A 23,909-nucleotide genomic window follows, 5' to 3' on the forward strand; every position below is an offset into this window, starting at 1 on the left:
GCGAGACAATGGACGCATGGCATCTGACAGTGCATCACCAACGCGTATCGAGCCGGATTTCTCCTCCCCGCAGGGGCGGGAGCATTACGATGAGGCCCTGCGGTCCTATCCCGGGCAGGCCATCGTCGATCTTCGCGCGATGCGCGACAATATGCGTCGACTGGTCGAGATGTGCGTCCGCGATGACGGCGGCCGCGCGGCGGTGATGGGAGTGGTCAAAGCCGACGCGTACGGGCATGGCCTCATCCCCTCCGCGCTCGCCGCGCTCGCGGGCGGCGCGACCTGGCTGGGAACGGCGCAGGCCCACGAGGCCCTTCTGCTGCGCCGTGCCGGGATCGGGCCGGACCGATGCCGCATCCTCACGTGGGTATACAACGGTCACCGGGTTCCCTTTGACGATCTCATCGTCCACGACATCGACGTCTCCGTCGGGTCATTGGATGGCATCGACGCCGTGGGGGCCGCCGCCCGCAGGATCGGACGCCGTGCGCGCGTCCATGTCAAGGTCGACACCGGATTCGGACGTAACGGCTTCACGCCGGAGATCTTTGACGAGGCGCTTCGCCGTCTGCGTCCACTGGTGGATGAGGGGCTTGTCGACGTCGTCGGCCAGTGGAGTCATCTTGCCGTGGCGGACAGCCCCGACGTCCCCGAGTTCGTCGCCTCCACGGATCGGCAGATAGCGTCCTTCCATGAGTTCACCCGGAGGATGGCCCAGGCCGGCATGAGGCCCGTCATCCGTCATCTCGCCAACACCGCGGCCACCATGTCGCGTCCCGACATCCGCTTCGAGCTCACGCGGCCTGGCATAGGACTGTATGGGTATGAGCCCGATCCCTCGATGGGGCGGCCGTCGTCGTACGGACTGCGGCCCGCCATGAGGCTGCAGGCGCAGCTGTCGACCGTCAAAAGAGTCGAGGCCGGTCATGGCATCTCGTATGGGCGCACGTATCTGACGCCGGACGACACCACCACTGCGATCGTCCCGATCGGGTACGCCGATGGAATCAACAGGGCGGCATCGGGCTTCGACATGCAGGGGGCGCGCCACGTCGACAAGCCGGGAGGGCCGGTCCGTGTCCGGACCGCGTCGGGTCCGAGGATCTGCCACGTGTCGGGGCGCGTGTGCATGGATCAGTTCATCATCGATCTGCATGGCGATGCCGGTGAGTTGAACGTGCATGAGGGAGACACCGTCGAATTGTTCGGGCCGGGCCGTGGAGAGGACTTCGGAGAGCCGACCGCCGACGACTGGGCTCGGGCGGGGGACACCATCAGCTACACGGTGTTCACCTGCCTGAGCAATCGCATCCCGCGCCTGTACGAGCATGCGTACGAGGTCGTCGACGCCCGTGACATGGCGATGCTGGACGAGGCCTCCCTGCTGTAGTGGGCCAGTGGGCGCTAGTGGGCTAGTGGGCGCTAGTGGGCTAGTGGGCGCTAGTGGGCTAGCGGGCGCTGGTGGACCGTGGCGGACGTCCGCGTGTCATGGCGGACGTCGGCATACGGCCGTCCCACGCATGCCCACCGCGAACACGCTTGCGTCGCGGGGCCATGAGTGGTGGTATGGGGGCATGACTACATATCAGGGCCATGAGCCCACAAGCATCGCGTACACCGCGACGGCGCAGGTCACCGGCGGACGCAACGGCCATGCCGTCAGCCACGAGCCCGACATGTCGCTCGACCTCGACACCCCGGTCGCCATGGGAGGAAAGGGCGAAGGCACCAATCCCGAACAGCTTTTCGCCATCGGATGGGGTGCATGCTTCCAGGGCGCCCTCGCTCTGGCGGCGAAGGAGATGCGCGTCGCCGCGACCAGGCTCGCCACCAGCAGGGTCCGCACGCACATCTCGTTGGGCGACGAGGGGGAATCCTTCGGGATCAGCGCGCTGATCGAGGTGTACCTGCCGGACGTCGACAGGGACCTGGCCGTCAGGCTCGTCGACCGCACCCAGGAGCTGTGCCCGTATTCCAAGGCGACGGCGGGAAACGTCCCGACGCGGGTCGAGGTCGTTGACTCGCTGGACTGAGGTCGGATCCCTTGGCCGAACGCATATGGCGGGCGGCTATCCATCCATGGGGGTAGCGGGGGCGTATGTCGGGAAACGAACCACATGATGCTGCGGCGGATGCCGGCGTGGCAGACGTCGTCACAACGGATGCCGGCACAACGGACGCCGGTGCGACGAAGCTCATCGCGAGGACGGTCGACGCCTTGGCCCGTCAGTCCGTCGGTGTGCCGTCGACAGTGGCGTCCATGACGCCGCGCGAGGAGACGTCCGCGGGATATTCCGAGCGCGACGAGGAGAGATGGGCGCCCGAACCCCCCAAATCCCGTTCACGGACCGCCTTCCAGAGGGACCGTGCGAGGCTGATCCATTCATCCGCGCTGAGACGGCTGGGCGCCAAAAGCCAGATTCTTGTGGCGGGGACCGACGACTTCGCCCGCACGCGCCTGACCCACACTCTTGAGGTGGCGCAGATCGGCCGCCAGATAGGATCCATGCTGGGATGCGATCCCGACGTCGTCGATTGCGCGTGCCTTGCGCACGATCTGGGGCATCCCCCCTTCGGGCACAACGGGGAACGCGTCCTCGCCGACATCGCCCGGGACATCGGCGGCTTCGAAGGCAACGCGCAGACCCTGCGCATCCTCACCCGGCTTGAGCCGAAGGTCATGACCGATGACGGTCGGTCCGTCGGCGTGAATCTCACCCGGGCCACTCTGGACGCCACGGTGAAATATCCATGGACGCTGCAGGAGGCCCCCCGTCATCCCAAGGGCGAGCGCAGCGCGAAGTTCTGCGTGTATCCCGACGATATGGAGGTTTTCCGGTGGCTCAAGCAGGGCGCTCCCGCCGACGTCACTCCGATGGAGTGCCAGGTGATGGATCTGTCCGACGACATCGCCTACAGCGTCCATGACGTCGAGGACGCCATCGCCACCAACGCGTTCAATCCTCTGGCCCTGCGTGACTCCGCGGTTCTGGACGCCGTCGTCGACGTGACGCGACGGTGGTACGGGCGCGCATGGGATGCCGATCTGCTCGTCGAGGCACTTCTGCGTCTGCGTCGTGGGGGCGCGTTCCCCGAGCATTTCGACGGGTCCCGGCGCGCCTTGGCCCAGTTGAAGAACGTCACGAGCGGACTCATCGGACGTTTCGCGGTTTCGGTCGAGCGTGCCACGCGAGACGCCTACGGGCAGGGCCGCCTGACGCGTTACGGGGCGCGCGTGGTCATCCCGCGCTCCACGTCGTATGAGATCGTCGCGCTGAAGGGAATCGCCGCCTATTTCGTCATGGAGCCCAGGGAGCGGGAGCCTCTCCACGATCAGGAGCAGAGGATCGTGGCCGATCTTGTGGACGTCATGATGGCCGATTCACCCCGTCCCAGCGATGCGCTGGAGCCGGTTTTCCTCGACGACTGGCGGGAGGCCTCCAACGATCGCGAGCGTCTGCGTGTGGCGGTGGATCAGGTGGCGAGCCTGACCGACGGGTCGGCCATGACGCTGCACTCCATTCTGTGTTGATTCGCCGGTCTGTGCTGATCCGTCGGTTCGTGCCGATCTCCGGTCCCGCGCGTCTTCGGTCGATCGCGTCTTCGGCTGATGACCGCGGCTTCCGGCCACTGCGCTAGTGTGGGTGCCTATGGCCGGGATGATCGATAAGCAGGATGTGGAGAAGGTGCGCGCCGCGGCGGACCTCTACGACATAGTGTCATCCTCCGTGACTCTCAAATCGTCGGGAACGGGAACCTTCGTGGGGTTGTGCCCGTTCCATGACGAGAAGACGCCCAGCTTCAACGTGCGACCGTCGCTCGGCGTATGGCACTGTTTCGGATGCGGTCTGGGAGGGGACGTCTTCGCGTACGTCCAGCAACGCGAGAACGTGGACTTCCGCGAGGCCGTCGAGCTTCTCGCCGACCGCTGCCACATCGAACTGCACTACGCCCAGGGCGAGGGGCGGCAGGAGAGGCAGGGGTCGAAGCGCACGCGGCTTCTGGACGCCAATGAGGAGGCGCAGCGCTTCTTCCTCGACCAGCTTTCGGGACAGGACGCCGAGGCCGCCCGCGCGATGCTGTCCGGCAGGAACTTTTCCGCCAGGGACTACGCGTACTTCGGATGTGGATACGCGCCGCGCGGCTGGGACAATCTGGTGCGGTACCTCGCCGAGAAGGGCTTCACCCACAAGGAGATGCTCGATGCGGGACTGGCGAGGCAGGGTCAGAGGGGAATCTACGATTACTTCCGCGGCCGCGTGACATGGCCGATCAGGGACTCCACGGGCAGAACTCTGGGATTCGGGGCGCGGCGGCTGTATGACGATGACGCGATCGAGGCGAAGTACATCAACACCCCGGACACCGCCCTGTACCGCAAGACGCAGGTCCTCTACGGTCTGGATCTGGCCAAGAAGGCCATAGTCGCCAAGAGGCAGGCCGTCATCGTCGAGGGGTACACGGACGTCATGGCCTGCCATCTCGCCGGAATCGACACCGCCGTGGCCACATGCGGGACGGCTTTCGGCGCGGAGCACGCGAAGATCGTGCGGCGCCTGATATCCGACGACTCCCTGGGCGCGGTCCAGCTGGTGGGACCACGCAAGGTCGCGGGGCAGCAGCTCAGCTCCCGAATCGTCTTCACCTTCGACGGCGACGCCGCCGGACAGAAGGCCGCGGTCCACGCCTTCGGTCTGGATTCGGCGTTCCTGTCCCAGACCTTCGTCGCGGTGGCGCAGGACAACCTCGATCCCTGCGACCTGCGGATTCGGCATGGCGACGAGGCCGTGCGCTCGCTGGTGACGAACGCCAAGCCCCTGTACGACTTCGTCATCGACGCGGCCATCGAACGTTTCGACATGAGCTACACGACCGGCCAGATGGGCGCCGTGAAGGCCGTGGCGCCGTTGATCGCGCAGATCCGCGACAAGTCGTTGCTGGACATATACACCCGCAAGGCCACCAGGCGCATCGGCGTGGATCTGGACCTCATGCGCGGCGAGGTGTCCTCCGCCCGCCGCGGGATGCACATCGTGCCGGACGACGCCTATTCGACGCCCCGGCGACGCGATCCCATGCCCTCGTCGTCGCGCGCCGGCGAGGATGGCCGGGCGGAGATGGTCAGACGCGGAAGGATACAGCGTCAGGATGCCGCCCAGCAGTCCTATCACCGCATCGACGACGCGGTTTTCATCTGCGAGCAGCAGTTCATGGCCATGGTGGTGCAGCAGCCGGCGGCGATCGATCCGGCCTCGTTCGCGCAGCTGACCCTGATGAATTTCATCACCCCGGTGTTCCGCTCGCTGTTCCAGGCCATCGCTGCCGCCGGAGGATTGCCGGGCAAGGAGGTGACGCAGGGACTGTGGATGCACGAGATATCCAAGGCCGCCGGCCCGCTGCTCCAGAGCGTCGTCGACGAGCTGGCCGTGATGCCGTTGCCTCTTCCCGCGCCTTCGACCGGCGGGGGAGCCGATGCGCATGCGGATTCCGGCCCCACGCAGGACGAGGTCAGGTATGCGGCAGAGCTTCTGGTGAGACTCATCGACTTGGGGTATATGCGTAGGATCGGCGCGGCGAAAAGGCGGATGGCTCAGCTTGGGCCGGACAGCCCGCAGGGGATCGCATTGCTGGGGGATATTGCCGGTCTGGAGAAGGCGCGGCGCGATCTGCGTGATCAGGTGTTCGGAAACGCGGTGTGATGCGTCATGCCGTGTGCGTCGCACCCGTGATGCGTCATGCCGTGATGTGTCACTCGCGGTCATGCGCGGTGACGTGAGGTGCGGTGACGGCGATGGCGGCGGAGTTCTAGACCATGGAGTATCGGGCGGCGCGTGAGCGTCCGTGCATGGCGATTTTCCCGTCGCGTTTCAGGGACCGCAGAACATGGGCGGTCTGGTTCTTGGTCAGTCCGAGGGTCGTCTGTATCTGGGAGCGACTGAGTGTGGTCCCGCTGTCCGACAGAAGCCGCAGTGTCATCTCCTCAAGAGGCTCCATCGTCAGGGAGGGGCATGCACGTGGGGTGATGTCGGCGCGACGTGTGCGATTCGAGCGTCCCGGTATGACGCGTCCCAGCATGACGACGGTGGGGCCTCCGCCTCCGATGGCCCTCGTCGCGTCGGGATATGGGATGTCCTCTCCGCAGGCCGTGCCGGTGCCGGTGCCGTTCCATCCGTTCGCGTCAGGGGGAGGGAACGCGTACCGTTTGGCGGTGCGTGGACGGGCGCTCGCGTGGCCGGTGCCGTTCGGGGTGGAATCGCCGCGGGCGGGTTCACCGTCGTCGCGGCCTCCCTCTGTTCCTTCCGGCCATGCGGTGCGGAGGGGAAGCACCATCGCCACCGATGCGGACGCGACGCGGAGCTGTGGGCTTGTGGCGCTGTCGTCATAGGCCTCCATGATGCGTTGGATCCCTAGCCCCGCGTTCTCGCTCAGACCAAGAACCTCGAAGGCGTCGGCAAGATCCGGATTGCGCGGCAGGCAAACGCCATTGAGAACGTCGTCGGTGTGGATTCCGCAAACCAGCCCTCCCAGAGAAATCACCTCAAGACGATGGGGGAATCGGTGGATGACGGTGGGCCCCTTGAGTGCGTAGTCGCGGTGCGCGTAGGCGTTGACAACGCTCTCGCGAACCGCTCGGGCGGGCCAGGGTTCTCCGGTGGCGGCCGCGGCGCCGGCTGCCGACGCGCCTGCTGCAGTTGCGTCTGCGGAGGTGGTTGCGTCTGCGGAGGTGGTCGCATCGGGGGACGCGGAATCGTCTCCGTCCGCTGTGGCGACGAGGGTTCCGGCTTCTGGTGCGGCGGCATCGGAGTTCAAAAGAGTTGAGAGGGAATCGTCGAGCTGCCGCAGAAGAGAGCCGCGGCATATGAGGCGCCGCCGTGGAGAGGAGGCGTCGTCCCCTTCGAAAAGAACGATGATGGTCGTGAACGGGCAGTCGTCGGAGAGGAGCAACCCCGTGCGGGTGGCGGCATCGGAGTCGTCCTGAAGATGAAGGCGCCGTCGGGTCTTATCATTCCATGTCAGTCCGCGTCTGCGCGCCGAGCGGCGAAGATAGGAGAAACGGGGAGTCCCGTGGTTCCTGCTGATGGTTTCTTCGTCGTTCACCATGGCTGTATGGTAACGGCAGCTTGAGACACGCAATTCATCGCATATCAGCGCATTTCATCGCAGAGAGTGAACGGACGTCCCCGTCCGCCTCGCTTCGTCCGTCCGCCGCCCGCCGTCATCGCGCCGTCGTGGGGCCCGCGCTTCGGCGACGTTCTTGGGTGATATGGACGTACGTTTCGGTCTGTTTGGGTATGCTTCTGGCGACATCGTGCAACATCTGTGCGGACGCCGTATGCCATCCGCATGATATCCATACGGATGTTTTCGTTGGTATTCCGCCGTTCCGTGGTGACCCCGGCCGGATTCGAACCGGCGACCTACAGATTAGAAGTTCGTAGCATCCGAGGGATGGGAGGGATCGACCGAAATGCCTTTATCCGTTGCGGGAGTAGACTCGACGCCATGACCGGACCGGCGGCGTGGAGCGTTTCTCAGCCGGATTCCCGGACATTCACGGACAAACTGACGCGGGCATGGGAAAGCCCCGCCGAAGCGGGCTAGGGAAGGAATCGCTCTCGGGTGATTGGCAGGTTGGCATGGCTATCATTGAGTGACGTCATAGCATGTGATGATGTGCTATTAGTATCAGTATGAGTCAAAATGAAGGAAGTGATTCCGATGGCAACGAAAATCAGGAGAATGTCACGGGGAATCATTCGGGGATTGGACATGACGTTGGAGGCGAATCCCCGAAGCCTCAGGAAAACAACGAATCGTCTGACGAAAACTACGACCGTGGGGTATTCGTGGGCGCAGGTGGGGCAATTGATTCAGGAGCAAATGGACACGCAGGTGGCAAAGAAGAGCTGAACCCTCATCAGGTAGCGGTAATCGAGAGGCATATAGCTGAGCATTATTCGGGGCCAGTACCAGCAGCGAAGGAAATGAAACGGTATGCCGAGATTGACCCGTCATTCCCCGATCGGATGATGACAATGGCGGAAAAACAACAAGATGCGAATATTCGTATTGCGGAAAGGCTCTCTAAAAGCGAGGCTTTTTCGGTTCCAGTGGTCGCCATACTGGCCATTGTCCTTCCTTGGGGCATATGCGCGTTTTGCGTGGCAAAGGGATACGCGTTTCCTGCGTGGGTGAGCGGCGGTGCCGGCTTCCTGACTTCTGCAGCTCAAATCATCAGATCAATCAAGGGTGACAAGGATTCGGCAAATGGCAGGGGAGACGACTCCGAATAACCGGATGTCCTTATAGGGTACATGACCCCGGCCTTGTGCCGGGCTTTTTCGTATATGAGAAAGCCCGGCACAAGCGAGGCTGATTAGTTAGTTTCTGTTGTATCCAAGTTCTTCTGCACGAGATCCTAAAGTAAGCTTCCACCAGGATTCGCGTGCCAGAACGATGGCGTCATCGACTCTTGCATTGTAATTTTCGAGTATTGAATACTGGAAATAACTCTTGACGTAGTCAAACCCTTTTTCGTTGACTAGCTGTTTGAGTGCAACATCTCCGCCATGACCATTCTTGATGTAAGTTCTCCACCGCTTAAGCAGCATGCCTCTTTCAGCTGTCGCAGAACCGACATACAGTTTTCCTGACTTCTTGTCTGTTATAAGATAGACCGCCTTCTGATTTTCCAAAGCGGAATTCCAATCAAATAATTGGCTATGAATAATATTTCCTAACTGACTGTATGAGAGCCGGACATTGTCGTAGCCGGGGAAGTGATTATCGTTGAATAAATCAGGAAGGACTTCCGTCACTTCCAGCGAGTCAATCACTTTTAACGCTTCCGTTACGGAGGCTCGGAAATCCTTGTGGAAATTAACAATCACGCGTCCATCAAAGTTTGAACTTTCAAGTCGTTCATCTGCATCATATGCGACACCATTATGCACGCCAAGGTCTTTTGTGATGGTCTTCACGGCAGTGAAGAGATAATGATCATTGGAGATTCGGACTAGCGAGATCACAATGTCCCCGACGTGGAAACGGTTGTTTTTCTCTCTCCATAGAAGCCAGTTCGTGTTCACTTCTTCAGGATTTGTTTTGAACACTTCTATTGGGTCTACGTGCCCATTGTTCAGATTAAATCTGATTTTGGTATGCTCAAGCTCTTGTTGGCTAAGATTTAACAGCTGATTGAGCAATATGGCATTCTGCGTCATTCTTCTCTTCCTCCCAGCAACGATGCTGAGGGAATCATAACACCGTATGAGCTCACACGTATTGTCGTCTGTCGAGCACGAAATATGAAAAAGCCCCGCCGAAGCGAGGCTATCTATTAGTAGATTATACCTTCCAGTCGTATCCGCAGTCCTGGCAGAGAGCCTCCTTGTGAGATGTGATCTTGGTTCTATTCTTCCCCTGGCCATGCCCCGTGAGAGCCCAAAGTCCACCCGTGCTGACAACCATCGTTGCTCTTCCGAGCGCCCTCAGACCGCTTCTGCTTTTCTTTTTGGTGGTCATGGCATCCTGCACGAGCTAGATGCTTACTGATTCACTACCGCATTTGGGACATTGCATTATGGACACCCTTCGTTTTATCCTTTGCCGGACTTCGTCGCCCAAGAAAAATATAGTACGAAGTATGTAAATTTGCACTATACGTGCGTTAGACGTGGTATAACCAGTCGCTGGTAGTCCTTCACCACCTGTTCGGTCACATCCAGTTCCAGCGCAATGAGGGCCACGTCGCCCTCGTACATGGTCTCTGCCAGCGCGTAATCGGTCGGTGAGACCAGCAGCGTCGCGGTCTCACGCCGCGTGCGGTTCTCGATTCTCGTGTGAATCACCGGAACGCATGTGGAATCCCCATGGGACCAGTGGACCAACTCGTGGGTGAGCGTGCAACGCTTCATCGTGTAATCCATGCTCCTGTCGATGACGATGAGGTTCGTCGGAGCGTGGTAGAAGCCCTCCAGTTCGCCCGGAAGGCTCCTGCTGCACACGGCGACGCCCAGGGAATCGGCGAACCGCCGCATGTCCCCGTAGCTCAATCCCCTTATCGGAGTGAGGTCACGCGCCGTCATCCGCGGGCTTGTCTCCTCTCTTATGCTTGTCCGCGCTGCGCAATGCCGCCAACGCCATGGGATCGTTCATCGCGTCGCGCATCGCCTCGGCGAACTTCTCATCCTCCGTGAGCCCATCGCTGGTTTCGGCGGCCTTGCGCAATATCAGGAACGGATCCACACCAAGCGCCCTCGCGATGGCATCAATGTCACTCGTCGTAAACTCCGTGTCGCCGCGCATTTTTCTGAAGTATGTCCTTCGTGTGATGCCTGATCGGAGAATAAGTTCCGCGACCGTTATACCGGCATCTAAGCGTGCGTTTTCGATTGTTTGTATCACCTGGTCGGTGAATCCGGCGTTGTTCTGGCGTGCCATGGTCCTGATTCTACCCGACCATTCCCGGACATTCCCGGACATCCGTGCGGCACACGTGCGGCATCCGCATGATATCCATACGGATGTTTTCGTTGGTATTCCGCCGTTCCGTGGTGACCCCGGCCGGATTCGAACCGGCGACCTACAGATTAGAAGTCAGTTGCTCTATCCAACTGAGCTACGGGGCCAAGACAACGAAAACACATTCTACCAGTGCGGTGGACGTGTGTCGTGGTGTGGTTTGCGCTCGGTCGGCTATCGTTGATGGGGTTATGGCCGGGGAGACGCTCCGGGGAAGCCCGCACCCCGATGGAGGCGCCCCGATGGATGCGGGCGGTGACGGTCGGTGACGGGCCTTATGAGGAAAACGGAGAAGTGATGGACAAGAAGATGATGGCGGCGCTCAGGTCGCAGGCGCAGACGATGGATCCCGTTGTGTGGATCGGTCGCAACGGCGTCACGGACGCGGTGGTGGATCAGGTTTCTGAGACCTTGGATTCACGCGAGCTCATCAAATGCGCGGTGCAGGATGGATGCCCCACCGACGCGCGGGAGACAGGCGAGGAGGTCGCGGGAAGGGTCGGGGCCGAGATTGTTCAGATGATCGGGAAGCGCTTCGTGCTGTTTCGCGCTCTTCCCGACGATGCCAAAACCGGTGCGAAATCCGCGGGTGGAGCGGGCAGGACGCGGACGAATCCTGGATCCCGTGGCTCCGGACGGGTGGGATCCTCGCGATCGCCGCGCCGATAGGCCGCGATGCCGGTCAGTGGCGTGCTCGGATGGTGCATGCCGATTGTGGCATGATCCAATCGAGATCATAACGGGACCGTGCAGGATCGTGGCGGGATCGCGGCGGTGTCCGATCGCGCTCACTTCATCCCGCGCTCGCCCCGGGGTCATCGCGCTTATCTCGCGCTCATCCTGGGATCGCCCTGCGCTCACCCCGTGCTCGCCCCGCGCTCGCCTCGGGCTTACCCGAGGGACAGCGCCTTCACCACGCGGCGGGCCACGGCATCCGGCGTCAGACCATAGCGCCGTTCGAGATCGGGCAGGGGAATGCGGTTGGTGAATTCCTTCCCCGCCCCTAGACATATCACTTGGGGCTGCGCGTCGTGGGGACCATGGGAGCCGGGGCGGTCCATGCTCGTCACGTATGACGCGATTCTTTCTCCCCAGCCTCCGTCGACCTGCCCGTCCTCCAGAGTCACGACGAGGCGGTGCGTGGCGGCAAGACCGTCAAGCGTGCCGGCGTCGATGCCGGAGCACTGGCGTGGATCGACAACCGTCGGACGGACCGCGCCCCCGGTGAGCCTCTCCAGGGATCGCGCCGTTTCGAGGGCTACGGGGTACATGTCGCCCAGCCCCATCAGCGCCACCTGAGAGCCCTGACGGTCGATGCGGTATCGGCCGTATGGATTCTCCCGCGTGGCTTCGTCGACCGGAATGGAATCCCCGGCACCGCGGAGTGACGCCGTTTCCATGGTGACCTCGTCCACGCCGCGCCTATCTTCAGCGTCGGTCTCTCCAGCGCCGGTCCCGTCGCCCACGCCGCGCTCATAGGCGAGGATCCGTTCGCCGGGAACCCGGATGGCCACCGTCCCGTGGGCGCGGGAGCGTGTTGACCAGTCGAGCATCTCCAGAAAATCCGTCGAGCTGGATGGCGCGAGGTAGCTCATCGCGGGAATCGTGGCGAGCATGGCCGTGTCGAGCGATCCGGAATGCGTGTGGTCCGTGCCGGAGATGCCTGCGGCGAACACCAGAAGGGTGGCGGGAAGGCCGTTAAGCGCGAGCTCCTCGATGATCTGGTCGTAGGCGCGTTGGAAGAACGTCGCGCTCGTCGCGAGAACGGGCGTTCCCCCCGCTTTCGCTATTCCCGCGGCGTATGCGGCCGCGTGGTCCTCGCATATCGCCGTGTCGACGTAATGGGCTCCGGCCCGGGCCCGGAATCCGGGCGTGATGCCGTTCGACCGTGCGGTGGCCGGTGAAATGACCACTAGACCGGGTTCGTCGGGGAATCGCCTTTCCAGCTGGGCCATCGCCAGCGCACCGTACGTCTTGCGTGAACCGACGGGCGCATCCTCGTCGCAGAACGGGTTCTGCCAATGGTTGAACTCGTGACGTCCCGGGACCACTCCGTGGCGCGCGTCCTCCTCGTCGAGTCCCAGTCCCTTGGTCGTATGGATGTGGAGGACGATCGGATGATCGATGTCGCGTATCCTCGTCAGCTCCTCGATGAGGACGTCGACGTCGTTCCCCTTCTCGACGTATCGGTAGTCCATGCCCAGAGCGGTGAAGATGTTCGGCTCCGCCCTGCCGTCGCTCTCACGCAGCCGTGCCAATCCCCGATACAGTCCTCCATGGTTCTCGGCTATCGACATCTCGTTGTCGTTGACGATGACGATGAGATTGCCGCCCTGCTCGGCCGCGTCGCTCAGACCCTCGAGCGCCACGCCGGAGCTGAGCGCGCCGTCGCCGATGACCGCGATGATGCTGCCCGATCCCGCGCCGCCGTCGGGGACGGCCCCCATGTCACGCGCCTTCGCCATTCCGCAGGCGAGCGAGATGGAGGTCCCCGTGTGGCCCAGGGCGAACATGTCGTGCTCGCTTTCCGCGGGGTTGGTGAATCCCGTCACCTGGTCGTAGTGCCGTGGATCGAGGAAGGCGGCGGCCCTGCCCGTGAGCATCTTGTGCGTGTAGCTCTGGTGAGAGACGTCGAAGATGATGGCGTCCCGGGGCGAGTCGAACACGCGGTGGAGGGCGACGGTCAGTTCGACGACCGCGAGGTTCGAGCCGACGTGGCCGCCGTGGCGCTTGCCGAACTCCACCAGTGAGGCCCGTATCTGCGCGCAGAGCGGGCGGATCTGATCATCGTTGAGATCGTGTACGTCGCGGGGACAGCGGATATGGTCCAATGGTCCGCTGGTGATCCTCATGCGAATTCCCCTTTCGACTGTTCCCACCGGGGCATATTACGCGAATTCGCGTGGATGGGAGGGTATGCGGTGCGACATTCCCAACATCTTCGTATTACCGTGGCGCGCGCAGGTCGGCGGCCGTAGAGGATGCCGGAACGCGAACCGGAATGTGAAGGGGGCTTCGCGGGCCGTTTTTCGGCTGCGCTGCGTAGAGTGGGGATGGTTCGATGAGGGAGGTTCATAATGTCCGTTGACTTACCCGAGATCGCGGTGGTGATGGGATCCGCCAGTGATTGGGAGACCATGAGGCACGCCTGCGAGATTCTCGATCGGTTCGGTGTTCCTTATGCCAAGCAGGTGGTGTCCGCCCATCGGACGCCTGACCTCATGGCTGATTTCGCCCATGGCGCACGTGGCCGGGGCCTCAAGGTGATCATCGCCGGAGCCGGCGGCGCCGCCCATCTCCCCGGAATGATCGCCGCCCAGACGACACTGCCCGTTATCGGCGTCCCGGTGCGCTCGCATGCCCTGTCCGGGTGGGACTCGCTGCTGTCCATAGTGCAGATGCCCGGCGGGGTCCCCGTTGCCACCACCGCCGTCGGCAATTCCGGAGCCACGAACGCCGGTCTGCTGGCGGTCGAGATCCTGTCGATCAACGATTCCGCCCTCGCCGACGCGTTGGACGATTATCGTGAACAGCTCAGGAAGGAGGTGGAGCGGTCCAATGCCAAGCTTGTCTGAGGAGACCCACGGTCGGATCGACCATCTTCTTCCCGGCGGCACCATCGGCATCGTCGGTGGCGGGCAGCTTGGGCGGATGATGGCGTTGTCCGCCCGATACCATGGATGGCGCATCGGCGTGCTTGACCCCACCCCCGATTGCCCGGCGGCCCAGGTCGCCGACTTTCAGGTGACGGCGAATTACGACGATCATGCCGCGATCCGCGAGCTGGCACGGCGCAGCGATGTCCTGACATACGAGTTCGAGAACGTGGACGCCGCGGCGCTTGACGACGTCCGGGATATCGTCGCCATTCCCCAGGGGACCGATCTGCTGCGAGTGACCCAGAACCGCGTCAGCGAGAAGAGGTTCATCAACGACCATGGCATCGAAACCGCGCGCTGGCGTCAGGTCGATGGCGTCGATGGCCTGCGCCGGGCCGTGGAGGAGATAGGATACCCCTGCGTCCTCAAAACGCGGTCCGGCGGATACGACGGCCATGGGCAGCGCGTTCTGCATGGCCGGGACGACACGGAGGACGTGGTGCGGGGCGTGGACGCGGAGCATCCCCTTCCTCCCTGCATCCTGGAGGGCTTCGTTGACTTCGCCTTCGAGGCGTCCATTCTCGTCAGCGGGGACGGGGCGCATTTCGTCACCTTCCCCATCGTGCGCAATGAGCACCGCAACAACATCCTGCATATGACGCTTGCGCCCGCCGCGGTGGATGCCGCAGTGGCCGACTCCGCCCGTGACCTCGCCATGAGGCTGGCGGGAGGATTCGAACTGGCCGGGACTCTGGCGATCGAGCTTTTCGTCACGCGCGATGATCGTCTCATCGTCAACGAGCTGGCTCCGCGTCCGCATAATTCGGGTCATTACACGATCGAGGCGTGCTCCATCGACCAATTCGACGCCCACGTCCGTGGCATCACGGGCGGCCCGTTGCCGCAGCCGCGTCTTCTCAGCCCGGCCGTTATGGTCAACGTCCTCGGCCAGCATGTCGCGGCCACGCGGGCGTTTGCGCCCCGGCACCCGGAGTGGAGCGTGCACGATTACGGCAAGGCGCGCGTCGTCAGGAACCGCAAGATGGGACACATCACCGTGCTGACCGACGATCCCGTGGCCGAGGCGCGGGCGTTGGACGCCACCGGCTGCTGGAGCGATCTGGAGGGCGAGCCATGAGTCGGGAGGATGCCGCGCGCGGGGATGGCACGTCCGTCGATTCCGCCGACGTCGTCACGGCCGATTCCGCGGCTCTGGCTCGCAGCGGTCCATCCCGTCACACCTGGCAGCGCAAGGCCGTTCTGGACCAGTTGCGTCAGTGCGATGACTTCGTGTCGGCGCAGGGGCTCCACCGTCTGCTTGAGGTCTCGGGAACGTCGATAGGATTGTCGACGGTGTACCGACAGCTCAATTCCCTCGCCGAATCGGGCCTGGCCGACACCATCAGGCTTAACGAGCGCCAGATGTTCCGTGTATGCGAGGACGGCGGCCGGCACCACCATCATCTGGTGTGCGAACGATGCGGCAAAACCTTCGAGATCGAGCCGCCGGACAACGAATGGTTCGCCTCGGTCGCCCGGCGCCACGGGTTCACCGTGACGTCGCACACGATGGAGGTATTCGGACTGTGCAGCGAATGCCTGGCGGACGCGCAGGACGGCGAGGTCGGTGCCGGAAGTGACACGACGCGGTCGTCCGACATCTGACGGGCCGGTCACCGTCAGGCCGTGGATGGTTTCACCAGGGTTCTGGCCACATGGATGATCTGCGAGGCGTCCATCGAGGGGACGTAGGCCTCTGTGACCGCCAGAGCGAGCGCCGGCATCTTCGCGTTGTCCGGCATGCACACATACACGGGATCCGCGAGGGGATGGAACTTGTGCTTGAAGGCATACAGGGATTTGAATCCGTATGCCGGTTCCAGCATGTCCGACACCATGGTCAGCGCGTGGGTGATGATGTCCGCGTTGTGCGATCCGGATCCGTCGCCCGGATTGAGTCCCGCCAGAGGAGCCGTCGAAAGGCTCATGAATCCTACCGCGTTGGCGGGATCGGCCTCGCCCTGATCGCGCAGACGCTCAGCCATCCTCGCGATGAGGAACTCCATGATCCCATTGGGGCTGTCGGGTCGGTGCCTCATGAAATCGAGCGTCCAGCCCACGACGTTCCCGTCACGGTAGGTCGGCAGCCAGCTCGTCACGCCCTGAACGGTTCCTTCCGCATCGACGGCGACCAGAAGCATGACGCGCGGATCCATGAGCTCGTCGACGCCGCCGAGCGTGAAATGCATCTCGGGAAGGGACTTCATCTCCGCCCACTGCTCCGAGATGTCGATGATCTGATGCCGAATGGAATCCGGCGCCGCGTCGAAGGTCGTCATCATGTCCGTGATGCCGGTTTTCCCGGCTTTGTTGATGGCCGTGCGGATGTCCTGCCATTTCTTTCCCCGCGTCTGCCAGTCGGCGGGGATGACGACCATCTCCGTCCCTATGCGGATCGCCGAGCATCCCTCGTTCTCCATCACCGCACGTTCGTCATCGTGGACGGCGTAGAACGCGGGCGTCCACGAGTGGTCGGAGCAGAATCGCATGAATCCACGCACGCAGTCCTCCCGCTCCGTGAGGTCCCCGATGGGTCCGGTGACGGTCAGGGCGATCGAGTGGAGGACTCGGTAGGCGATGGCCGATCTGCCGGACGGTGAGATCCAGTACCGGTTCCCCTCCCACGTGGTCATGAATCCCATGGAGTTCCCTCCGCGCATGATCAGCGCGTCGGCCAGCACGCGGCTGTCCTCGTCCGCGCGGGCAACGTCGTTGAGCAGCCAGAGGAGCACGGCGAGGAGCGCCGCCCACGGAATGAGACCAACGACCTGCGTGACGCCGCTCGCCAGAGGCGTCGTCGGCAGCAGAGCGGAATGGAACAATCCGTCAAGGTTGAGCGGAAGGACGAGATGGGCCATGGCGAGAAGGATGAGTCCCGGGCTCGCCGGAGGAGTGAAGGACGAGGGGAACGCCATCGCGTACAGGGAGAATGCGAGGCACATGGCGAGGACCGAGACGGCCACGATGGCGCCGCCCATGCGGGCCTTGCCTGGATTGGTGGCGATGGTGAAGCGCCTCATGCTCAGTGCGGTCGTGACGGCGATGAACAGCGTGGGGATGACGGTGGTGAGGAGCGACATGGCTATCGTTCCCGCGGATCTCGGTAGATGGTCGTCAACGCCCAGCGGAGTCAGATAATACAGCGCGGCGAAAAACGCCAGACTGGAGTTGGCGATGACGCCTAGTACGGCGGCCAGTCTCCGTCCCCGGTGTATGCCCCACGCGATGACCACCATCACGGCCATTGGCAGAAGGAGACGCATCCACATGCCGGCGGTGGCGGTATGGCGAAGACCGATCATGGTCGCGCAGCTTCGAGCGGTCTGGCTGGAGAGACACTGGTCAAGCATCGACGTACCGTCATCGGTTGAGAGAAGAAGCCCCAGACGGGTCAGTGCCCCGGCATGGGATTGCGAGGTCATGGCGACAAGCGGGCCCAGGGCCAGGGCCAGTTGCAGATATGAGAGAAGACGGCGGATCTCATGGTCCGTGCCGCGGCTCCAGGAGATGGCCGGGACCAGATTGCGCGACGACACGATGCCCCATATCTGTCCGATGACGGCTGTGGCCAGCAGACAGTAGTCGGAGGGATTCCCCGCGAAGAGCAGGGTGGAGAAGATCGCGGTGTAGCCGATGGTCAGGATTCTGCGGCGATGCAGCAGGGGGGCGCGGTATGCCGATGCCATGAGGGGGCCGGCGGCCAGGATGATGGGGGAGAACCGCACGGGCATCTCCCTCATCCAGTTGCCGAAGGTCACATGATCGGACACCAGAATGGACAGTCCCAGACCAAGTGCGATGCCGATGATGGTAGACGCCAGAGAGACGACGATGGTCCGCGCCGCGCCCAGACGGGTCTCGGCCAACGCCAGAACGACGAAGAGCGCGACCACGCCGATGATCAGAGCCGACAGACTGCGAACGAGCACGATGGAGGATGCCATATGGAGCAGCTGCGTCATATCCCCTTTGTCGGAGGGGATGAGGGGATGATGGCGGAGTGATCCGATCGTGTCCCATCCGTGGGGGAAGAGGAGCGAAAGCCGCCCGTAGATGGACTGCGACCATACATGCTCATGATGGACGATGCGGATGCCGATCCTGATGATGTTGGCCACAAGGACAAGCGTGGCCGCGACCAACGCCACCGGATGGGAGCGGACCCACGCGATGGCGTCGCCTCCCAGCGCCCGTACCCCGCGGACGCGACCATCCGGTTCGCGGCGCTCGCCACGAGATGGATGACGGTCTGCCGGAGCGGATGCCTTCGTTCCGTCGACGTGGATCCCTGACATTGGATCGGCCTTCTTTCCTGTTGATGCTCAAAGGTTGATGCTCGACGGTGGATGTCCGAGCGTGGGTGTCCGACGGTGGGTGTCCGACGGTGGATACCCACGAAGGGTTGCTGGCGGCGTCTGCGTGGATCGGCACGTTTCAGGGCTTCCATGCGGGGGACGGGACGGTTTCGTGCGCATCGGGGGCGCGGGGGGACGTGGTGGTCATTGGCCGAATCCCGGGACAAGGACGATTCTCGGGTCGCTCCGGATGGATGTCGTGGCCTTGCCCAGACCGGTGCGCGCCCCGAACGACTCCAGGACGGGGGCCAGACCGTTGCGGACGGTGTGCCAGTCATGTCCCGATGCTCGGCTGACCATGACGGTGACGCGCATCCCCGCGGAGCGGGCGACGGCGGCGATGCGGCGCTGATTGTCCTGGGCGTCCTTGTCCCATTCCCCCGCGATCATCATCAGGGTCTGCGAGGAAGGGGAGTGGCGGGCGATGATCGTCGTGGGGATGTGGGCGTCGTAGGATTCGGCGTCGCCGTCGAAGAACTTCGCGATCGTCTTCGAGCGTGAGCCGTTGGTGGGTTCGAATTCCGTGGCCGCCGCGAAAATCGAGCCGAACAGCTCGGGGTGCGGGGGACCGAGCTGCACGCTGCAGGTTCCTCCCTGCGAGAATCCGCCGATAAGCCACTGGCTCGCGTCCGAGGACGCCGGAAGCGTGCTCTTGATCCATCGCGGCACGTCCTTGACCAGATACGTCTCCGCCCTGCCATAGACCGACGTGTCGGCGCATAGGGAATTGTGCTCGAAGGAGCCGTTCTGATCGGGGGAGACCACGATGGGGGCCAGACCATGATGCCGGGCCGCGTATTCATCCATGATGGCGGGGATGTCGCCGGCGGACATGAGTCGCGTGGGGCTTCCCGGCTGTCCCGACATCAGCACCATCACGGGCAGACGGGGAGGCGTCGACGACAAGGCGGCGGGGGGAAGATAGACGGTCGCGGATCGTGCCGCGAAACCGGATCGCGTTGCGGGGATATCCGTCGTCCGGACGATGCCGTGGGAGGGAAGATCCGTGGCGATGTCCCCGCGCGAGGCCAGAGACCGCCATCGCCGTACGGACATGACCGGGCGTTTCAGGGTGACGTCGGAAAGGGGTGGATAAGGGTCCTGACCGATGATCGAGCCCACGGTGGTGTATTCACCGTAGACCATGTTGACGCTGGTGGCGCAGACCACGATGGTGAGGGGGATGAGGACGATCGCGGTGATCCGGCGCGCCGAGGATGAGCGGACGACCATCACGATGAGGAACGCCACCAGGGAGAACGCTGCGGCGACGACCGTCATCACCATCCATCCCACACTGACCCCGAAGGCCATGACGACGTCGGACAGGAACCAGACCAGGGCGTATCCCGCCGCTCCGGCCGCCACCATGACGAGAACGGGTGAGGCGACGGCATGGGATCCGGTCCCCGGGCGGCGCCGGGGGAGGACGATCAGAGACGACAGACCGGCCAGCAGCAGCGCGGCAAGCAGCGAGGGGAGCCATCCCTCAAGGAGGCGGATATTCATGACCACGTTCATCCCACGACCTCCCGTTCCCGAATTCCGGCTGCGATGTTACGCGTCGGCTCGGGTGGCGGACATCGTTCGAGCGGATGAACTTGGATTCCGCCGTCATACCGTGGAGGGGTTCAGAGCTCGGGCGTATTATCGACAGATATGCCCGAGCGCCATGGTGCACGGTCGACCGGGCGTGGATTGTCCGTGACGGCGTGGATAGGAATGGTTTTATGGCGGATGTGGCGAACGACGAGAACATCGTGAGTGGGGAGACGGACGCCGACCCGATGGCCATGCGGGGGGAAGCCTCATCGTCAGACATCGGTCAGGACGGTCAGGACGAATCGTCGCGTGATGATGACGGCGGGGAGCCCGCATCGTCCCTGTCGCCTGCGTCGTCCGTGTCGTTCCCATCATCCATGCGACCTGCCGCCGCGGATGACCATGGCGGACGCGGCGGGCGTCGGGGGCATCCTCGACTGTCGAGGGCGCGCCGTCCGTTCCCCGCGTGGTCGTATGCCGTTCTGTTCCTTCTGGTCGAGACGCTGTGCATCGCGATTATGCAGTGGGGCGTGACGCAGTCGAGCTCCACCGCCGATCTGTCGAGTCCGATCGTCGGATTCTGGGGCATGGTGTCGAAGATGTGGACCGACCTCAACTTCGTCTTCCTCCTCAACATGATCGTCGTCGCGGTCCCCTATCTGATCGTGCTGATGATCACCAACAGATTCTGGGTGGCGTCGCCGATTATTCTGGCCATGGCGATGATCATCGGCGTGGTCGAACGCTTCAAGGTCCAGATCCGCTACGAGGCCATCATGCCGGCCGATTTCAACTTTCTGGGATCCGACACGGGCAACCTCATCAGCTTCATGCCGTCGGGGGCCGGACTGATTATCGCGCTGGCCGTGGCGGCTTTCGCCGTGGTGGTCGTCGCGTCGGTGGTGCTGTCGAAGGTCGACGCGCGCCATGGACGAATGATCAGATGCCGCAACGCCGCTCTGGGCGCCGTCCTCAGGATTCTCCTCATCGTCGTTCCCGCCCTGCTTCTTGGCGCGCATACGGCGGCCGTCGGCACCGTCGACTCCTGGGCGAAGAACTTCTCGACGGCCATGGGGGACGTTCCCTCGATGTGGGATTCGGTGTATGACGCGCAGCGCAACGGCGTCGTCGTGTCCTTCCTGCGCCAGCTCAACCCCAAGATCATGGGCGAGCCCACGGGATACAGCGAGGCGACCATGAAGAGGATCGCGGCCACGTACTCCAAAAGTGCCGCGACGATCAACAAGTCGCGGAAAACCGATCTGTCGAAGAGCACGGTGGTTTTCGTCCTGTCCGAATCGTTCTCCGACCCCGCCCGTGTTCCCGGCCTCACCATGAACCGTGAGGTTATACCCGAGATCAAGAAGATCAAAAGCGAGACGACCAGCGGGCTGATGCTCTCGTCGGGATATGGCGGGGGAACGGCGAATCTGGAGTACATGGGCCTGACCGGTCTGAGCATGGCGAACTTCGCGGCATCCCTGACCAGCCCGTATCAGCAGTTGGTGCCGTCGGAGTCGTGGACTCCGACCTTCAACAGAATCTGGGGGGCGTCGTCCAACTCCGTGGCGTTCCACCCCTATGAGCCGTCGATGTATTCCCGCGAGAGCAACTATCAGAAGTTCGGATTCTCGAAGTTCTACACACTCGGGGAGCCGCGGATCAAGTACACCGACAAGCTGGGGACCTCCCCCTATGTGTCCGACGAGTCCGCGTATCGCAGCGCGTTGTCGACGATCTCGGCGACGTCCAAGAACCAGTTCGTCCAGATCATCACGATGCAGAACCATATGCCGTACCACGACTGGTACGAGAACAACGAGTTCTCGGCGTCGAGCACGGATGCGAACGCCCCGCTGGGGGATGACGAGACCACGTCGATCGACACCTACGCCAAAGGCGCGAGCATCACCTCGAAGGCGACGAAGGAATTCCTCGACGAGCTGGATAAGCTCGACAAGCCGGTCACCGTGGTGTTCTATGGCGACCATCTTCCCGGAATCTATTCCACCGCCGGCGAGAACAGCGCGAATTCGCTTGCCCTGCATCTGACCGACTACTTCATCTGGTCCAACAAGGCGTCCTCAAGCAGCGGGGTCAAGGACGACGACGCCGCGTATTCGTCTCCGAACTTCTTCATGCCCCAGACCGCCGAGCATATGAACGCCAAGGTGTCGCCGTATCTGGCGTTCCTCACCACCCTGCATGAGAAGATTGCGGCCATGGAGCCGCCTGTGGTGAACAAGATCCAGGGATGGACGAGGATCCCCGAAGGCCAGTCGCTCTATCTCAATCAGAAGGGCGAGCCGCTGTCAAGCGAGGATTTCGACGCCGCCACGAAGAAGCTCCTCGAGGACTACAAGCTCATCCAATACGACATCACGGCGGGGAAGGGATACCTTCGCTCCACCGATTTCATGACCGTGCCATGATCCGGTCCGGTCGGAGATAGAGCGGAGACGGAGATACGGCCTGGTCGGAGATAGAGCCTGGTCGGACCGATCCGACGTCAGATGACGCCCGTTCCGGGTCAGGTGACGCGTCCGACCGGCGAATCAGCCAGGGCCTTCGCTCCGATGTCGTGGCGGTAGAAAAGGCCGGGAGTCGGAATCCGGTCAAGGGCTCCATACGCCAGACGCTGAGCGTCGGCGATGTCCTCCCCGGTGACGGTGAGCACGAGGACCCTTCCTGATGACGAGGCCAGTTCCCCCTTGGACTCCGTCCTGACGCCCGCGTAGTAGACGTGGCCGTCGTCCGGAACCGGTATGTCGGGGACGTGCGCCCCCGTGACCGTGTTGAGAGGATAGCCGTCGGAGGCCAGAACGACTCCCAGGGTCGTCCCCGTGTCCCGCCACGTGAACTCCGGCTCCCCGTGATCGAGGATGGCGCCGATGGCGGCTCCCAGGTCGCTGGTGAGTCTGGGAAGGACGACCTCGGTTTCGGGATCCCCAAAGCGGGCGTTGAATTCGATCACCTTGGGGCCGTCCGCCGTGGCTATCAGCCCGGCATAGAGGATTCCGGTGAAGGGGACACCCTCCTCCGCCATGGCCTGGACGGTGGGGCGCACTATGGTGTCGATGGCGGACCGGACCACATCCTCGCCGATCTGGGGAACGGGGCTGTAGGCGCCCATGCCTCCGGTGTTCGGGCCCTCGTCCCCGTCATACGCGCGCTTGTGATCCTGGGATACGGGCATCGGCCAGAAGTCGGTTCCGCTGACGAAGCTCATCAGCGAGAACTCCTGCCCCTCGAGATAGTCCTCGATGACGACCTTCGCCCCGGCGGCGCCGAATCGGTGGTCGATGAAGATGTCATCCAACGCCCTGATGGCGTCGTCAAGGCTCATGGCGACGGTGACGCCCTTCCCCGCGGCGAGGCCGTCGGCCTTCACCACGATGGGCGCCCCGTGCTCGGTGACGTAGCGCACGGCCTGGTCGAGGTCGTCGAAGGTGCGGTATCGCGCGGTCGGGATGTTATGCCGGATCATCAGCTGCTTCGCGAAGTCCTTCGACCCCTCGATCTGCGCCGCGGCCCTGGTGGGGCCGAACGCGGATATCCCCGCTGCGGTGAAGTCGTCGACCAGACCCTCGATCAGCGGCACCTCGGGGCCGACGATGACCCAGTCATAGGAGTTGTCCTTGACGAAATCGATCAGAGCCGCATGATTGGAGGGGTTGAGCTGTGTGGTGAGTATTCCGTCGCGCAGCATTCCGGGGTTGCCCGGCGCCACGGTGACCTTGTCCACGCTTGGTCCTGCGAGAAGGGTGCGCGCGATGGTGTGCTCACGCGCTCCGGAGCCGATGACCAGAACCTTCATGCCCATATCCAT

General features: G+C 63.1%; 18 protein-coding genes and 1 tRNA gene. 10 read left to right on the forward strand and 9 right to left on the reverse strand.

Annotated elements, in window-relative coordinates:
* The first annotated feature begins 16 nt into the window (after positions 1-16).
* From alr to dnaG, 4 genes are all read left to right on the forward strand, one after another.
* A complete protein-coding gene (alr, locus tag BMIN_RS05270) occupies positions 17-1,390 on the forward strand; it encodes an alanine racemase (protein WP_022861537.1) in 1,374 nt (457 codons plus the stop codon).
* Between the two features lie 184 nt (positions 1,391-1,574).
* On the forward strand, positions 1,575-2,033 hold the full coding sequence (locus BMIN_RS05275; RefSeq protein ID WP_026647554.1) for an Ohr family peroxiredoxin: 459 nt from the start codon (positions 1,575-1,577) through the stop codon (positions 2,031-2,033).
* Between the two features lie 227 nt (positions 2,034-2,260).
* Positions 2,261-3,532 (forward strand): deoxyguanosinetriphosphate triphosphohydrolase, encoded by a 1,272-nt coding sequence (locus BMIN_RS05280; RefSeq protein WP_026647553.1) that lies wholly within the window; start codon positions 2,261-2,263, stop codon positions 3,530-3,532.
* 118 nt (positions 3,533-3,650) lie between these two features.
* A complete protein-coding gene (dnaG, locus tag BMIN_RS05285; RefSeq protein WP_022861534.1) occupies positions 3,651-5,699 on the forward strand; it encodes a DNA primase in 2,049 nt (682 codons plus the stop codon).
* A gap of 106 nt (positions 5,700-5,805) precedes the next feature.
* Here the strand turns inward: dnaG and BMIN_RS05290 are convergent, their stop codons facing one another.
* Complete coding sequence (locus tag BMIN_RS05290) at positions 5,806-7,101, reverse strand: ATP-binding protein (RefSeq protein WP_022861533.1); 1,296 nt, start codon at positions 7,099-7,101, stop codon at positions 5,806-5,808.
* A 590-nt stretch (positions 7,102-7,691) separates the two neighbouring features.
* On the opposite strand from BMIN_RS05290, the gene BMIN_RS08590 reads away from it, so the two are divergent.
* Positions 7,692-8,294, forward strand: a complete 603-nt coding sequence (locus BMIN_RS08590) for a hypothetical protein (protein ID WP_152595210.1) — start codon at positions 7,692-7,694, stop codon at positions 8,292-8,294.
* Positions 8,295-8,381: 87 nt separating this feature from the next.
* On the opposite strand, the gene BMIN_RS05305 is transcribed toward BMIN_RS08590, so the two are convergent.
* From BMIN_RS05305 to BMIN_RS05320, 4 genes are all read right to left on the reverse strand, one after another.
* Positions 8,382-9,224: a GIY-YIG nuclease family protein gene (locus tag BMIN_RS05305; protein WP_022861939.1), complete on the reverse strand. Its 843-nt coding sequence runs from the start codon at positions 9,222-9,224 to the stop codon at positions 8,382-8,384.
* A gap of 435 nt (positions 9,225-9,659) precedes the next feature.
* Positions 9,660-10,088 (reverse strand): ImmA/IrrE family metallo-endopeptidase, encoded by a 429-nt coding sequence (locus tag BMIN_RS05310; protein WP_022861938.1) that lies wholly within the window; start codon positions 10,086-10,088, stop codon positions 9,660-9,662.
* Positions 10,075-10,485: a helix-turn-helix domain-containing protein gene (locus tag BMIN_RS05315; RefSeq protein WP_022861937.1), complete on the reverse strand. Its 411-nt coding sequence runs from the start codon at positions 10,483-10,485 to the stop codon at positions 10,075-10,077. The genes BMIN_RS05310 and BMIN_RS05315 overlap by 14 nt, the downstream gene beginning before the upstream one ends.
* Before the next feature lie 69 nt (positions 10,486-10,554).
* Positions 10,555-10,631 (reverse strand) — tRNA-Arg (locus BMIN_RS05320).
* Between the two features lie 148 nt (positions 10,632-10,779).
* Here BMIN_RS05320 and BMIN_RS05325 point away from each other — a divergent pair.
* Positions 10,780-11,193 carry a YhbY family RNA-binding protein gene (locus tag BMIN_RS05325; RefSeq protein WP_420796714.1) on the forward strand — a complete coding sequence of 138 codons (414 nt, stop codon included), beginning with the start codon at positions 10,780-10,782 and terminating at the stop codon, positions 11,191-11,193.
* A gap of 221 nt (positions 11,194-11,414) precedes the next feature.
* Here BMIN_RS05325 and BMIN_RS05330 read toward each other — a convergent pair whose 3' ends face one another.
* Positions 11,415-13,370 carry a 1-deoxy-D-xylulose-5-phosphate synthase gene (locus tag BMIN_RS05330; protein ID WP_026647276.1) on the reverse strand — a complete coding sequence of 652 codons (1,956 nt, stop codon included), beginning with the start codon at positions 13,368-13,370 and terminating at the stop codon, positions 11,415-11,417.
* A 231-nt stretch (positions 13,371-13,601) separates the two neighbouring features.
* Between BMIN_RS05330 and purE the strand changes: the two genes are divergently transcribed.
* The 3 genes from purE to BMIN_RS05345 all read left to right on the forward strand — a co-directional run bounded on the left by purE (position 13,602) and on the right by BMIN_RS05345 (position 15,788).
* Positions 13,602-14,099 carry a 5-(carboxyamino)imidazole ribonucleotide mutase gene (gene purE / locus BMIN_RS05335; RefSeq protein WP_022860453.1) on the forward strand — a complete coding sequence of 166 codons (498 nt, stop codon included), beginning with the start codon at positions 13,602-13,604 and terminating at the stop codon, positions 14,097-14,099.
* Entirely contained in the window at positions 14,083-15,261 is a 1,179-nt protein-coding gene (gene purK / locus BMIN_RS05340) for a 5-(carboxyamino)imidazole ribonucleotide synthase (RefSeq protein ID WP_022860454.1), read from the forward strand. Before purE ends, purK begins: the two co-directional genes overlap by 17 nt.
* A gap of 74 nt (positions 15,262-15,335) precedes the next feature.
* On the forward strand, positions 15,336-15,788 hold the full coding sequence (locus tag BMIN_RS05345) for a Fur family transcriptional regulator (protein ID WP_051126226.1): 453 nt from the start codon (positions 15,336-15,338) through the stop codon (positions 15,786-15,788).
* Positions 15,789-15,802: 14 nt separating this feature from the next.
* On the opposite strand, the gene BMIN_RS05350 is transcribed toward BMIN_RS05345, so the two are convergent.
* Positions 15,803-18,478: a bifunctional lysylphosphatidylglycerol flippase/synthetase MprF gene (locus tag BMIN_RS05350; RefSeq protein ID WP_022860456.1), complete on the reverse strand. Its 2,676-nt coding sequence runs from the start codon at positions 18,476-18,478 to the stop codon at positions 15,803-15,805.
* Between the two features lie 204 nt (positions 18,479-18,682).
* A complete protein-coding gene (locus BMIN_RS05355; protein WP_022860457.1) occupies positions 18,683-20,059 on the reverse strand; it encodes an alpha/beta hydrolase in 1,377 nt (458 codons plus the stop codon).
* Between the two features lie 266 nt (positions 20,060-20,325).
* Between BMIN_RS05355 and BMIN_RS05360 the strand changes: the two genes are divergently transcribed.
* Positions 20,326-22,512, forward strand: a complete 2,187-nt coding sequence (locus BMIN_RS05360; protein ID WP_238565643.1) for an LTA synthase family protein — start codon at positions 20,326-20,328, stop codon at positions 22,510-22,512.
* A 98-nt stretch (positions 22,513-22,610) separates the two neighbouring features.
* Here BMIN_RS05360 and purD read toward each other — a convergent pair whose 3' ends face one another.
* Positions 22,611-23,903 (reverse strand): phosphoribosylamine--glycine ligase, encoded by a 1,293-nt coding sequence (purD, locus tag BMIN_RS05365; protein ID WP_156097305.1) that lies wholly within the window; start codon positions 23,901-23,903, stop codon positions 22,611-22,613.
* Positions 23,904-23,909: the final 6 nt, after the last annotated feature.

Source organism: Bifidobacterium minimum (genome assembly GCF_000741645.1).
GTDB lineage: Bacteria > Actinomycetota > Actinomycetes > Actinomycetales > Bifidobacteriaceae > Bifidobacterium > Bifidobacterium minimum.